The sequence below is a fragment of the Methylobacterium sp. E-025 genome (assembly GCF_022829705.1).
Classification (GTDB): Bacteria; Pseudomonadota; Alphaproteobacteria; order Rhizobiales; family Beijerinckiaceae; genus Methylobacterium.
On record NZ_JAKSYR010000084.1, the window covers coordinates 15,255 to 29,739 of the forward strand.

Annotated in this window: 7 protein-coding genes; 5 read left to right on the forward strand and 2 right to left on the reverse strand. The window is 67.4% G+C overall.

The window, feature by feature from the left end; all coding sequences use genetic code 11:
• Positions 1–607: 607 nt before the first annotated feature.
• From parA to MKK64_RS10300, 4 genes are all read left to right on the forward strand, one after another.
• On the forward strand, positions 608–1,270 hold the full coding sequence (parA, locus tag MKK64_RS10285; RefSeq protein WP_243934280.1) for a ParA family partition ATPase: 663 nt from the start codon (positions 608–610) through the stop codon (positions 1,268–1,270).
• Between the two features lie 89 nt (positions 1,271–1,359).
• Positions 1,360–1,563, forward strand: coding sequence for a ribbon-helix-helix domain-containing protein (locus MKK64_RS10290; protein WP_313898904.1), 204 nt, complete (start codon positions 1,360–1,362; stop codon positions 1,561–1,563).
• Positions 1,564–2,172: 609 nt separating this feature from the next.
• Entirely contained in the window at positions 2,173–2,487 is a 315-nt protein-coding gene (locus MKK64_RS10295; protein ID WP_243934284.1) for a hypothetical protein, read from the forward strand.
• Positions 2,488–3,063: 576 nt separating this feature from the next.
• A complete protein-coding gene (locus MKK64_RS10300; RefSeq protein WP_243934286.1) occupies positions 3,064–4,086 on the forward strand; it encodes a site-specific integrase in 1,023 nt (340 codons plus the stop codon).
• Positions 4,087–4,094: 8 nt separating this feature from the next.
• Here MKK64_RS10300 and MKK64_RS10305 read toward each other — a convergent pair whose 3' ends face one another.
• Both MKK64_RS10305 and MKK64_RS10310 read right to left on the reverse strand, forming a co-directional pair.
• A complete protein-coding gene (locus tag MKK64_RS10305; RefSeq protein WP_243934288.1) occupies positions 4,095–4,688 on the reverse strand; it encodes an invasion associated locus B family protein in 594 nt (197 codons plus the stop codon).
• 78 nt (positions 4,689–4,766) lie between these two features.
• A complete protein-coding gene (locus tag MKK64_RS10310) occupies positions 4,767–13,505 on the reverse strand; it encodes an autotransporter-associated beta strand repeat-containing protein (RefSeq protein ID WP_279593123.1) in 8,739 nt (2,912 codons plus the stop codon).
• Positions 13,506–14,006: 501 nt separating this feature from the next.
• Here MKK64_RS10310 and MKK64_RS10315 point away from each other — a divergent pair.
• Positions 14,007–14,258, forward strand: coding sequence for a hypothetical protein (locus MKK64_RS10315; protein ID WP_243934290.1), 252 nt, complete (start codon positions 14,007–14,009; stop codon positions 14,256–14,258).
• Positions 14,259–14,485 lie beyond the last annotated feature (227 nt).

Below are 14,485 nucleotides of genomic sequence, written 5' to 3' on the forward strand. Positions count from 1 at the left end.
TGGTGCAGGTTCTGTGCAGCGACAGGCCAAGCGCCCCTACGGTCTCAGCTCAAATCTCAACACCGGCACTATTTTATAGAAGCGCTCAAAAAAATAGCTTCTTCAGTCGGTTCGAGGCTAAGTTTTACAAACTGTGACCAAAAAGCTGCACTTTTTTGCATTCAACAAATCGGTCGTGACGAAATGTGTGCGGCAACTTTATAACGCTTTTGGGATCCAAATTTCTTTGATATCATTACTCAGTCGAAATGCCCCTTCCCAAGGATGAGCACATCGACCGGGGCCAAGCTGCCAGTCTCAACAGCTACCGCGGCTTGGCCCCACCCCGCTGGGCCTTTGAAGTCAAATCTGCCCCCCGGATCGTCTGGAACTGCTGAAGCGTTTGGCGGGCGGCTCTATCATTGAAGCGCAGCCGGCTTGCGCAGACCCGCCACGCCCCATTCAATCTACATGACATGCAGACAAGTGGTCTCGACGGCGAGCAGGCTTGTGGGCAAGCGGTCATTTTTTATCCGCGACAGGTCGGCTCCCGGTGTGCTGAAACAGCTAGGCGAGCGACTCGTAGGCTTGTGGGCAGGCGGGCGTGATTGCATGCGGGAGAGCAGGCGTGCGGACAATTGCGATCATCAGCCAAAAGGGCGGCGTCGGAAAATCCACCGTCGCCGTCCACATGGCCGTTGCCGGTACGCTCGCTGGCTACCGAACGGCGCTGGTTGATCTGGACCCGCAAGCCACGGCCCGGAAGTGGGGCGACAAGCGGCAGGCCCCCGAACCTGAAGTAATCGGCGACCATGCTGAACGGCTGCCGCAGCTCGTAGAGGCCGCGCGCGCGAACGGTGCCGACCTCTTAGTGATCGATACAGCCCCGAATGCGGATCGAGCTTCCCTCGCGGCGGCTCGGGCGGCCGACCTCATCTTGATCCCCTGTCGGCCGGCGGCTTTCGACCTGGAAGCGATCGAAGCGACGCGCGATCTTGCGACCATTGCGAAGAAACCGGCATGGGTCGTGCTGTCTTCAGCCCCAACGCGAAGCGCGATCGTTGAAGAGGCACGGCGTGGCCTGGAAGCTGATGGCTCGCGTGTAGCCCCGCAGGTGATCCATCAGCGCGTTGCCTACTCTTATGCGGTGATCGACGGGCGTTCGGCCTCCGAGTATGAGCCGGACGGGAAAGCAGCTGACGAAATAGCAGCCTTATTTACGTGGGCATGTCAGCAAGTGGGCTTGCCTGCAAGCGGACAGGGCAACAAGAGGGCGAGGGGGCAAAAATGACGAAGCGGCCAAGTCTGTTCGGGGCGAAGCCAGCTGTGGCTGTGCAGGAGACCATTGCCGAGGCTGCACCGTCTGCATCTCTACCAGCTATGGCTCGGGAGGCCGTGCCGGCGACCCGCTATCCGAAGGCGACTACGCGGGAGGGGAAACGAGTGGTGACGGCCTACGTCTCGCCTGAAGCGTTTCGGCAACTGAAACGGCTCGCGGCCGACACGGACGCTCAGCAGCAGGATCTCTTGCTAGAGGGTATCAACCTCCTGTTCGAGAAACACGGCCTGTCACGGATCGCGTGAACAAAGATGCTCGACAGAAGCTCGCCGTGGCCGCCGGTCTCGCCGCGTGGAGCGTACTGTGGTTAGGCGGCTGGATCGCAGGCGGCTTGCTGTTCCCCACCTACGATGTCTCGGCCATGATTGGCGCCGCTCTCGGTTGGGTTCTCGGGGCCGTGGTCTGCGCCTTCACCCTGCGGGTAGGCGGTATCGGTAAGCCCTAAATGGTCATCACCTGTTTGCCTGTGGGCAGGCCAGCAATCCGGCCAGTGGGCCTTGCCGCAAGCCAACATTGACTATAACTTTCGATAAGTGGTGTTCTCGAAAGTTTAAGCTTCTTCGGCGAAGGCTGCCGCGACCGTCGATCTGATAGGGGAATTCGATACCTGAAGAGACGCGGACCATTGAGGCGCGAGGCGCGGTTCGCTTCGTCCTGGCCGATGCGATGGATCGGCTCGAACGGGCCGTTGCACTCCCGGTGCGGGACGACGCGAAGGAGGCGACGCTCCGCAACCTGCTGACAGCCCTTTATGCGACCTATCCAGAAATCCTCGCGACAGCCCCACCGAACGGTGTGGGGTTGCCGCGTCGGGTCATGGCCGGGACCTGACGCCGGCAAGGAGAAGCGCGGCGATGGCTCCTATCCACTTGATCGACGGCACGCGAGGCGCTCGGCTGCCAATGAAGCCGGCCTATGGCTTGCCCTGCAACGGCTGCGGCTGGTGCTGTGCGACGCAGGCCTGTGGCGTGGCGCTCGACCATATCCCCGGTCATCCGGCCGAGGGTGCCTGCCAGGCGCTCGAACGCCAAGGCGACCGGTTCATTTGCGGCATGATCCGCCGGCCGGGCCACTACATGCGGCTCCCGCACGATTGGGCTGACGACGTGCTCGGCAGCATGATCGCGGACGCCCTTGGCGCGGGGAGGGGATGCGATGCCGAGGTCTGAGCGCTCCCGAGGAAGCCTCAACCATGCCGGGGCAATGTGGGCGCCAAGTTGTTCCGACACTTAGGGGAGGGAGCATGTCGCGAGGCTTAGGCACAGGCCAGCACCTCTTGCTTAGTGCGCTCGCCTCGCTTGAGGATGAGCACGGCAGCAAGGGCGGTCGCTTCTACGTCTGGGCCATTGTCGATCGTGCCTACGCCCTCTCTCCAAGCATGCAGCGCCGTCATCACGCTGCGACGGAGGCGAGCGCCGCCCGCGAAGACGCGGTCCGCAAGAAAGCGACCGAGGGCGACGATCAGGTAGCGCTCTATTTGAGCCTGACCCGTGCGCTTCGGCGAACCAGGTTCGGACCCAGAGCGCGACGCACTACGCCCTTTTGGCTGACCGAGAGATGCTTCAACCCATCGCGGGTTTTGGCGGGCCTGGAGAGCCGAGGCTTGGTCTCACGAACCGTGTTGAAGGGCGGCGGGTCGGCTGCCCTCACGGATGCAGGGCGATTGATCGCATCGCAGCTAGGTGTCGGAACAAGTTGCACACCCTTCGCCGCGGGCGAGATCATTGCCCCACCTGAGACGGCCAATGTCTGAATTCCTACCGCCCGAAACCATCCAACCGTTGGAAGCCCTGCCGGCCGAGGCCGCTGCGATCGTCCGCGCTTATCAGCAAGCCAGCAAGGCGGACGCCACGATCCGCGCCTACAAGGCGGACGCAAAGGTGTTTCAGGACTGGTGCGCCTTGTACGGCTTCCGGTCCCTGCCGGCGACCCCTGAGGCGGTGGCGGGCTTCCTCGTCGCCGAGGCCGAGGCGGGCCGGTCCGCGTCCACCTTCGGCCGGCGATGCGCCGCAATCCGGTACGCGCACAAGCTCGCCGGCCAGCCGGACCCGACCGACGACGAGGGCGTGCGGGCGGCGAGCAAGGGCATTCGACGCCGGATCGGCACGGCACCGACCCAGAAGGCCGCCGCCACCGCCGACATCATGGCTGCGATCCTGATGCGAACCCCGGACACCATGACGGGCAAGCGCGACCGCGCTCTGCTGGCGCTCGGGTTCGCGGGCGCCTTTCGCCGGTCCGAACTGGTTGCACTCGACGTGGCGGACCTCCGTGAGGACACCGAGGGCCTGCGCGTCATGGTCCGGCGGTCGAAGGTCGATCAGGAGGGGCAGGGGTTCGAGAAGGCCATCCCGCACGGTCGCTTCATCCGGCCGGTTGCCTTGGTGCGCGAATGGCTCGATGCGGCCGGGATTACAGAAGGGCCGCTGTTCCGGCCGGTCTCGCGGTCGGGGAACGTGCGGGAGGCTAAGTTGAACTTAGGGCGTGAGGGTTCGGCGGAGGATATGGGAACCGAACTCCCTGAGCCTCGCCTGACCACTCAGGCCGTGGCCGACATCATTAAGCGGTACTGCACCGCCGCAGGACTCGACGCCTCGACCTTCGGGGCGCACTCGCTGCGGGCCGGCTACATAACGTCGGCGGCCGAGCGTGGCGCGGACCTCGCCCGCATCATGGACCAGTCTGGGCACCGCGATCCGCGCACAGTGGTCGGCTACATTCGGCGGGCGAACGCGTTCAAGGGGCACTCGGGGAGCGGGTTTCTCTAAATCGAAGCCTACGTCGGTTCCTTGGCCAGCGCATCGAGGGCCTGGGCCAGCCCACGGAATGAGAGCGGGATGGCGATGTCCTGGCCGGCGGCGTTCTTGAAGGTGATGCGTCCGGGCTCAGCCGAGCCGCGCCAACGGCGCAGCACATCCTCGCGCACGCTCGCCTCCGCCACGCAGCCGCCGGGCAGGCAGCGCCGCCAGGCCAGCTCGAAGCCCACCGTGTCCTTCTCGTCGGCCAGCACCCGCACGCTGCTCGGCAGCGCGACGTTGGGCGGCAAGATCGCAGTGACCTGCAGCGGCTCGCCCGCCGACACTCGGCCGATGGCAATCTGCGCGATCGGCTGAGCCTGCCCCTGCACCTGCATGGTCTGGGCCGCCTCGCAGATCCGCATCGGCCGATCGCCGCCGCTGCGCTGGCAGCGCAGCACCCAATCGCCGAAGCTCGCCGTGGTGCTGCCAGGCTCCGTCGGCACCGGGGCGGGCTTGGCCGGGGCGGCAGGCGCCGGCTTGCCGGCCTGCGCGAGCGCGAAGGCCGCCGGCAGCGCGGCAGTCGCGGCGCAGAGCAGGCCGAGAGCGAAGAAGCGGGGAACGATCGCTGGCATGACGGACTCGGCTGCTTCGAATGAGAACGGCCCGCGCAAAGGGATGCGCGGGCCGCCATGTGGTCTGATGGTCCGGTCCTAGAACCGGACGTTGAAGTTGCCCTTGACGCCGTGGTCCTGGGCGCGGGGGCCGACCTGGCCGGTGTAGTTCAGCCCGATCGTGGCCGCGGTGGTCACTTGCCAGTCGAGGCCGGCCGAGGTCACCAGCGCGTCCCGGTCGATCGGCACGCCCGAGGCGATGAAGCTCGGCCCACCCGCGCCGAAGCTCAGAAGCGCCGCCGGCACCACGTCGCCGAAGGCCCGGCGGTAGCCGATCAGGCCGCGGGCGACGAGCGGACGGTTGTCCCCGAATGCATCGCCGAGCACGAGCTGGCCCTGGAGGCCGGCGGTGGCGGTCTGGATGTCGTAGTCGCGGCCGGCCACCGTCAGCGCCGCGATCCCGCCCTGCTCGGTCAGGCCGTCGCGGCGGATGTGGATCGCCGCGCCACCCGCGAACGGCTCGACGTAGCCGGTCGCCGTGCCGACGCGGTAGCCGACCTCGGCGAAGCCCTGCACCGTCTCGCCGCCGGCCTTGCCCGACAGGCTCTGCGAGAAGCCGGGGAACGCGGCCGTCCGTCGTGCCGCCAGCTCGTTGCCGGCATAGGCCGCACCGAGCCGGACCTGGAGCGGCCCGACCGGGCCGCGGGCGTAGACCGCCCCGTAGGCGCTCTCCACCGTGCCCGAGGACAGCCGGCCGGTGACGTCGAACCCGGTGAAGCTGTAGCCGCCGGCCACGCCGACCCGCCACGCCGACAGGTCCGCCCCGGCCCCCGTCAGGCCCGACAGCGCGGTCTCGGCCCCGAGCACGAAGCCGCTGGTCTGGCGCGACAGCCCGGCGGCGTTGCCGTTCGAGGCCGTGTTGCCGAAGGCGCCGAACGCTTGGCCCCAGACCGCGTAGGCCGGCACCACGAGCTGCGTCGGCACCGCCGAGAGCGTGGGTGCGCGGCCCGGCAGGTCGGCGGTGTAGGTCCCCGGCAGGGTCGAGCCGGGGGCGAAGCGCTGGCCGACACTACCGGGCGCACCGAAGCCGCCGGCAAAGCCGTTGCTCTCGCCGAAGCGCAGGTGATCGAGGATGGTCTCGCGCACGAACGTGGCGCCCTCGAACATCGTCGTCACCGCGCTGGCATAGACCTCACCCGACAGAGCATTGAACGCCTGGCGGGACTGCGCGGCCGAGAGCACCGCGATCGCGTCGTAGATCGGCGTGCCGACTCCGAGCGCCTGGGCGGCGGCGGCGACGTTGGCCTGGTTGCGGGTCTGCGCCGTGGCGCCGAAGGCCAGGTCGTTGCGGGCGAGCCGCAGGTAGGCGTCGTTGGCGTCGTAGGTCAGGAACGGCGTCAGGAAGGCAAAGTTCGAGGTCACGCCCGCGAACCGCCCGGTCAGGCCGCCGGCCGCCGTCAGGATGGTGTAGCGCGTGCTCGGCGCATAGGCCCCCGTGCCGGCCGTGACCTGCACCGTGCCGCCCTGCAGCGTCGCGGTGCCGGTGCTCGCGATGCGGTCGGACTGCCCGGCTGCCGTGGCATCGACCCGGTAGATCGACTGGGCGGCAAACAGAACGTTGCCGTTCACGGTCAGCGTGCCGAGGCTACCGGCGGCGGTGATGGCCCCCGGCGCGACGATCGCACCGGATTGCACGGTCAGGCCGCCGATGGTCCCCGTGCCCCCGACGACCGCAGCGTTGGCCACGGTGACCGGTGAGGCGGCGAGGCTGCCGTTGACCACGAACCCGCCCGTGGCGACCGTGGTCGGGCCCGAGAGGGTGCCGGTGCCGGTGTAGGTCAGCGTGCCGGCACCCTGCTTCACGAAGCGGCCGGTGCCGTTCAGGGCGTTGCCGAGCGTGGCGTCGGCGGCCTGATCGATCACCAGCGCCGCGTTGTCGGTGATGGCACCCGAACCGAGCCCGGCGGCTGCCGTCATGAGTGTCCCCGCGCCGACCGTGGTGCCGCCCGAGTAGGTGTTGGTGCCGGTGAGCGTCAGCGTCCCGGTGCCGAGCTTGGTCAGGCTGGTGGCCGAGCCGCCATCGACGATACTGCCGGCGTAGGCCGTCGAGCTGTTGTCGCCGTTGGTGGCGAGCGCGCCGTTGCGCAGGATCGCCGCCGCGTTGCCGCCCGAGAGCGAGCCGACGGTGAAGGCGGTCCTGCCGAGGTCGAGCGTGCCGTTGTTGGCGAACGTGGTCACCCCGGCAAGCGGGCCAGTGAGGACGAAGCTCGCGCCCGCCGCATTGGTCACCGCCCCGGCGATCCGGCCCGACGCGGTGATCGCGGCGGCGTTCGTCACCGCCCCGTTGATCGTGCCGGAGGTGGCCAGGCTGCCGCCGGTCACCGCCACCGCGCCGTTGATCGTACCGGTGTTCGTCGCGGTACCGACACTGTTGGAAAGCCCGCCGTTCAGCGTGCCGGCATTGCCGAAGGTGCCGCTGTTGGCGACGCCACCGTTGATCGTGCCGGTGTTGGTCAGCGTTCCGGCATTGGAGACCGGCGCGGAGGCCGTGGTCCAGGTGCCGGTGTTGGTCAGCGTGCCGCCGGCGTCGTTGCGGGCGTTACCTTGCCACAGGCCGGCATTGCTCACGCTGCCGGTGTTGGCCGTGAGGTTGCCGGTCCACACGCCAGTCGTGCGGTTGGCGATCGTGCCTGGGGCGGCGTTGCTCACGTCGGCGTTGTAGCGGCCGTCGTTGACCACGCTGCCGGTGTTGGCCAGCGCGTCCGTGATCGTGCCACCCTGCGCCACCGCGATCGAGCCGGAATTGACGATCCCGGCCGGCGCCGTGAGGCTGCCGCCCGAAGCCACCGTCAGGCTACCGGCATTGGTGAGCAAGCCGGCGATCCCGTAGGCGCCCGAGCCCGTGACCGCCAGCGTCGCACCGCCGGCATTGCCGAATGTACCGTTGCTTGCGACCGTGCCCGTCACCGTGAACGTGCCGGCGTTGTTGGCGATGGCCCCGTCGATGCGCCCGGCCGACGCCGTCACCGTGCCGGTGTTGCTCAGCCCGCCCGCGATCGTGCCGGAGGTGGTCAGCGTGCCGCTGTTGGCGACCCCGCCGTTCAGGCTGCCCGTGTTGTTGGTGCTGCCCGCGTTGGTCAGAGCGCCCGCCACGCTGCCGCTGTTGGCAAACGTCGCGGCGTTGGCCACCGGGCCGGCGAGCGAGCCGGTGTTGGCCAGCGTGCCGGCCGACACCGTGGTGGTCCCGGTGTAGGTGTTGGCCCCGGACAACGTGAACGTGCCGGTCCCGACCTTGATCAGCCCGCCGGTGCCGGAGATCGTGCCGGCATAGGTGGTCGAGGCGTTGCTTCCGCCGGTGGTCAGGATGCCCGAGCCCAGCGTCACGCTGCCCGCGCCGGCGAGCGAGGCGATGGTCTGGTTGAAGGTTGCCAGGTCCATCCGCGCCCCGGGCGCGATGGTCACCGTGGAACCCGCCGAGAACGCGTTGGTTGCCCCCGCCTGCAGCGTCCCGGCGTTGATCGCGGTCGCGCCGGTGTAGCCGTTGGCGCCCGACAGGGTCAGCGTGCCCGCACCGAGCTTGGTCAGCGCCGTGGCACCCGTGATCTGCCCGGCGTAGGCCGAGGACGTGCCGTCCGAGCCCGTCTGCAGCGTGCCGCCGTTGGCGATCGTTGCCGCCGCGGTGGAGCCGGCGAGCGAGCCGACGCTCAGGTCGTTGCCGCCGAGGTCGATCGTGCCGTCGTTGGTCAGGCGGCCGATGCCGGTGAGCCCACCAGTCACCGTGAACGTGCCGCCGGCCTGGTTGGCGACATCGCCGTTGATCTGGCCCTGCGCGTTCACCGTCCCGGCGTTGCTCAGCGTGCCGTTGACGATCCCGGTGGTGGTGAAGGTCCCGGCCAGGATCGCCGCGCCGCCGTCGATGGTGCCGGTGTTGGTCGTGGTGCCGGCCAGGTTGGTCAGCCCGCCGCCGATCATGCCGGCGTTGGTCAGCGTGCCCGTGTTGGCCGCCGTCCCAGTGATCGTCCCGGTGTTGCCGGCCGAGCCGGCGTTGCTGAGGTTGCCCGTCACCGTGCCAGCGTTGGCGAAGGTCGCGTTATTGGCCACGTTCGAGCTGATCGAGCCGCCGCCGGCGATGACAAGCGTACCCGCCTGCACCGTGGTGGCGCCGGTGTAGCTGCTCGCCCCCGTGAGCGTCAGCGTGCCCGCCCCGAGCTTGACTAGGCCGATCGTTCCGCCCGTGCTGGTCAGCGCGTTGGCGATGGTGGCACCGACGTTCGTGTCGACGTTGACGAAGCTCTGGCCCGGCGTGGTGAAGGGGTCGCCGGTGAGGTTGAGCGTGCCGGTGCCGGCAAGCTGGAAGCCGTCCACGGTGAACTGCAGCCCCTGCAGGTTCTGCGCGCCCGCCACCGTGACCGTGCCGGCCGTCGTGCCGAAGATCCCGACGCCCGAGCGCCAGACGTCGTTGACCTGCCCGCCCGGCAGCGTCGTCCAGTTGGTGGTGGTGGCGTTCCACGCGCCGGTGCCGCCCTGGGGACCGGCCGTGGCGCCAGTGGTGTCGGTGCCGTCGAAGTACTGCACTGACTGGTTGCCGTTGGTCAGCAGCACGTTCACCTGGTTCGGGATGTTGGTGTAGACCAGCGCTGAGGTGCCGGCGCTCGGCGTAGTCACCGTGCCGAACCCGCCCGTCAGTGTGCCGCCGTAGTTGTACAGCCGGTAGGCGCCCGAGACCGGTGCGGTCGCCGCGTTGCTGGCCGCCACGAGGTTGAGCGTGCCAGCGAGCGCCAGGTTACCGCCGACGTTGATCAGGTCGTTGCTCGCCCCGCCGACGAAGCCCGGCGCGCCGAGCTCGTACAGCGAGGTCGAGGCCGCGTTCAGGGTGTAGTTGCCAGCCACCGTCAGCGTGCCGGGCGAGTTGCCAGCCGAGACCGTGCCGCCGTTGACCACTACTGAGCCGGCGATGGTGCCCGAGCCGTGCAGCGTGCCGCCCGTGTTGACGTTGACGACCGCCGCGTTGCCGGCCGTGTCGCCGAACACCGCACCCGTCGCACCGGGCCCGCCCACCGACAAGATGCCGGCGTTGACATTGGCCGTGCCGGTGAACTGACCGTTGGTCGCCGAGTTCGTGCCATTGAGGATCGTCGTGCCGCTGCTGTTCTGATTGAGCACGCCCGCGCCGGTGACGGTGTTGGCGAGCGTGATCGCACCGGTGTTGGTGAGGTCCAGCACGCTCGGGCCGTTGCCGCCGTTCGCGGCCGCGTTCACGATCCCGATGTTACCGGTCAGCGTGCCAGGCATGTCGCCGATCACCAGCGTGCCGCCATCGATCTGCACCGCATTGGCGCCGGCGCCACCCGTGGTAGCGATGGTGCCGTTGTTGGTGAGCCCCGCCGTACCGGTGCCCGCCACCCGCAGGCCGATCGCCCCCTGCACCGTGGTGCCGGCCGCCACCGTCGCGGTGTTGCTTGCGCTGTTGCCGGTCAAGAAGATGCCGGTGTTGCCCGCGCCGCCGGCCGCGATGGCGCCGTTGGCAGTGACCGCCACCGCACCCGTCGTCCCCGTCGCCACCACGCCCGACCCGTTCGTCGTTGTGATCGCCCCCGCCGACACGGTGACCGTACCCGCGCCTGCCGTGATTGCCCGAACGCCGGTGGCGACCGTGCTGACAGCGCCTGTGGGGTTCACAAGGATGGTGCCGGCACTCGCTGCGTTGGCAATCTGCGCGTCGATGCCGATGCTTCCGGCCGCCGTCGTTGTGATTGTGCCAGCGCCCGTTACCGAGACCGCGCCAGTGCCGGCGCCCTGAGAGTAGGCGCGCACACCCTGGTTGCGAGACAGGATCGACCCGTCGGCAGCAACGGACAGGGTCCCGGAACCGGTTGCCGTGGCGAAGATACCGGATTGCGGCGCAGTTCCACTCCCGATCGTACCGCTCACGGAGGTCGTCACGGTGACGTTGCCGGCGCCTCCGCTCGACTGGGCAACGATTGCGTTCGTAAAGGCGCCACCCGTCACCGAGATCGCACCCGTATTGCTTACGGAAATACCTCCCGTACCGGACGTGATCGCGTTGATGGCCGTTCCGCCCGTCGCACCGTTTGCGTGCTGCAAGGCTGCCGCGTTGTTGACAGTGATCAACCCGCCAGAGTTGGTCGCGTTGATCGCGGTGGCACCCGCCCCACTCTGGATCGTGCCGCCTCCGGTGTTGACGGTGACCGCCCCGGCATTGGCCGTCGCGTTGATCGCAGTACCGCCCGCAGTGACGTTGCCGACCGCAATCGGTAGGCTCGCCGTGCCGACCGTCACATTGCCACTTCCGGCCGTCGTCGCGTTGATGCCCGTCGTTCCGGCGGTCACAGTTCCCGAACGGGTGATCAGAACATTCCCAGCATTGCCTGCTCCGGTGATCGCTGCATCAATACCGATCGTGCCACTCGTCCCACCTGTGCCGGCGACAGTGATGGCCGTGTTACCAATACCGGGACCTGCACCGGTCTGTCGGACGTAGATGCCTGCCTGCCCCGTGCCCGTCACGGTGCCCACCCCGTCGATGCTGATAGTGCCCGTACCGCTCTGGGTCGTGCTGATGCCGCGGCCGGAGTTGGTGCTGATGGCCCCGCCCGCCACGATGCTGATCGCGCCGGCGCCGCTCACTGTGACGTTGATGCCGTTCGAGGCGCCTGCAACAGGCCCGAGAGGGTTCGCTGCGGTGCCAAGCGTAACGCTACCTGGGCCGTTGTCGGAATGAATACCCTCCTCGGTCATACCGGTAATCGAGCCGTTCCCCGTGATGAGGAGGTCGCCCGTACCCGTGCCGTTACCGGAGAAAATGCCGTACTGACCAACGATAGTGCCTGTGTTCGAGATCGTGCTACCGGTTCTCACATAGATGCCGCTGGCGCCGCCATTACGACCCGTGATTGTGCCGGTGTTGTTGACCGTTCCGCCGTCGACCCGGACGCCGTCCTCGACACCCGATGACGTTGGGGTAATCGTGCCGTTGTTAGTAAAAGTCGCGCCGCCGGCGACGTAGACGGCGTTTGCGTTGCTGCCCGCATCGAAGGGCAAACCGGCTGTTGTGAGCGTGCCACCCGATCCCAGCACGAGCGTGCCGGCGTTCGCCTCCAGTGTCACGCTATTGAGTGCGCCGGTGAGCGTCTGCGTACCTAGACCGATCTTGGCGAGCACACCGGTTGTATTGCCGTTGATCGTGCCGGCGTAGGTGCCGTCCGCGGTGTTGTCGCCGCCCACCGTCAGCGTCGTACCGGCCGCGATGTTGACCGTGCTGTTGGCGTTGCCGCCCGAGAGCGAGCCGATGGTCTCACTGGTCATCGCCTGCAGCGTCGCCGCCGTGCCCGCGGCGTTGCCGAATATCACGCGGCTGGTATCTGCGATGGCCGTTCCGGCAGCGTTGTTAAGCGTCAGCGTACCTGCGTTGATCGTGGTCGTGCCGGTATAGGTGCTGGCGCCAGTCAGCGTGACGGTGCCGCCGCCGGCACTGCTGCCAACGACGATATTGCCGGGCGTACCGGCGACCACGTTGGAGAAGACGCCGGAGAAAGTCGCGCTGTTGCCGGCGAGGTCGATCGTATTGGTCGTCGCATTAGAGAGGGTGAAGTTCTGCGCGTAGGTCGTACCTGGCTGGTCAAGCCGAAACGTGCCACCTTCGAAACGGGGGTTGAAGGTTACGTCGAGATTGCTGGCGAGGTAGACGTTACCCGCACCGGTGATGTTGTTCGCGGAGATGACGACGAGACCATTGCCCGTCCGGACGCCGGCCGTCAGGACGGAGGTGTTGGTAACAGCGGTGGCATCGACATAGGAGCCACCGCCACCGCCGCTGCTGCCACCCCCTGGCGCGCCGCCGCCGCCGCCGCCGCCGCTATAGCCGCCGCCGCCGCCGCCACCGTCGTAGCTACCACCGCCGCCGCCGCCGAAGCCACCGGCGCCCCCTGCACTGCCGCCGCTGCCGCCCGCAAGTCCGGCGGCAAAGCTGGCACCGCCACTGCCGCCACCATTGCCGCTGTTAGTGCCGCCACCGGTGCTGCCGCTTGAAGTGAAGCCGCCACCGCCACCGCCACGTTCCGATCCCGAGCCTAAACCGCCTCCGGTCCCGTTGGTGCCACCAGCTCCGCCTGTGTAGCCGTTCTGGGTCGAACCAGCCCCGCCGGCCGTCGTCGTCAGGCCGGGACCGGGATTGTTGGAGCTGTAACCTGCGCCGCCGCCGCCACCGGCGACGACCAGCGGGCTCGTGCCCGGCGCCACGACGAAGCTGCCGCCACCGCCGCCGCCCGAATACGTTAGATAGGTGCCGGCCCCGCCGACGGCGACCGTTAACACGTCGTTGCCCGTAAGGGTGAACACGCCGCTCGCCTGCGCGCCGGCACCTCCCGGATTACCGGAGCTATTGCTTCCGCCCTGGGCACCGTAACCGGTAATGGTAAAAATTCCCGAGAATGGAACCGTATAGGTCGTCGCGCTGCCGGTATAATTGAAGGTCGTCGACTGGGCAGCAGCCGTAGACACCATGAGCGATGGCGCGACGACTGATCCCGCAATCGCCGCTGCCACCACCGCCAAGCGCCGACGACGTCCGATCCGGGAGGGAGGCTGGACACGCCGTGTGAACGTCGGCGACCCATCGCTCAACCGGGCAAGCAACGCGGCTGCGGGTTCAACGGCGAGCGCCAAGAGGCGGGCGACCCGCTGACTCAGGATGCCGGCGGACGTCGGAAGGTGCAGCACCGTCGGCCGCTCGGTGGTCCGGATCGAGATCCCCACCAGCGCCGTCGAGGCCACGTACGCCCGGTGGAGCGCACGCCCGTTCGATGTCCGCTGTGCCATGTGCCCGCTTCCGCCCTAATCAGCGGATCGCTGCCCCCTAGGCGCAAGTCCGCTTTATTCTGCCCCTTCATGCTGATACGAGCGGGTCTTTGAAAGGGTTGTGTTGTGACTAACTTTTATAAAATCTGTGGTGATGCCTTTAGATCACAATAGCATTCGCAAGGAAATAATTTGATAGGTGTATATATAATACGCCGCACTTCCTATCTGAAGCATGTATTTGTATAGAGAATTCAGTCAAATCTGGTCAATTGCAACTGCAAGACGAATAATAATTCTAGTCTATAGTATACTCAGCCGCCCGCTCGACTGCCGTCAGTTCCGGGCCGGTGACGCGCAGCTCCTCTATCGCGACGGTGCCGAGGCCATCGGCGACCCACGCCTGCCATTTTTCGATGTGGATCGTAGGAGGTGCTTGCCGCGGCAGGGGTGCCGGGTCACGTTGCGGGATGGCGCCGAACGATCGGCCAGCCAATGACGGGGCACGGGAAGCGGGTTCCTGTGAAATTCAGCCGCAATCGCTGGTCAGAGGAGATCCGGCGCGCTCGCATCGCCGCCATCCTCAAATGGCTGTCTATTGGCCTTGCCTGTGTTTGCCTCGTGCTGGGCGTAATCCTGTTCGACGGAAAGGGGATCTATGCCGGAGCAGCTGCCTTCGCGGGCGTTATCTGGTTCGTAGCTGATCCTTACAGCCGCGCGGATCGCTTGGCGGCCCGGATCGAGGCTTGGCTTTCTAGGCCGCTTTCTCGTTAAAATGAAGAAGGGCTGGATCGCGAGCGAACGCCTTCAAGGTGCTTTGGGGAGCGGGTTTCTGTCATCGGCGTCATCATTGCGTCAGGAGCAGCCGGCCGGAGACCGGGCCGACGCCCTTCGGCACCGGCACGCTCGTCGCGCCGTAATTCGCGTTGAGGACGAGGTTCGGGCCTTCGTAGAGGTTGATCTGCTGGGCCACGATCACGGTGTAGGCCGACTGGTCGGCC

Bases quoted from the DNA above. Each gene is read 5' to 3' on its own strand.
- MKK64_RS10290 (WP_313898904.1), top strand. From the start codon at position 1,360: ATGGCTCGGGAGGCCGTGCCGGCGACCCGCTATCCGAAGGCGACTACG.
- MKK64_RS10295 (WP_243934284.1), top strand. From the start codon at position 2,173: ATGGCTCCTATCCACTTGATCGACGGCACGCGAGGCGCTCGGCTGCCA.
- MKK64_RS10300 (WP_243934286.1), top strand. From the start codon at position 3,064: ATGTCTGAATTCCTACCGCCCGAAACCATCCAACCGTTGGAAGCCCTG.
- MKK64_RS10305 (WP_243934288.1), bottom strand. From the start codon at position 4,688: ATGCCAGCGATCGTTCCCCGCTTCTTCGCTCTCGGCCTGCTCTGCGCC.
- MKK64_RS10310 (WP_279593123.1), bottom strand. From the start codon at position 13,505: ATGGCACAGCGGACATCGAACGGGCGTGCGCTCCACCGGGCGTACGTG.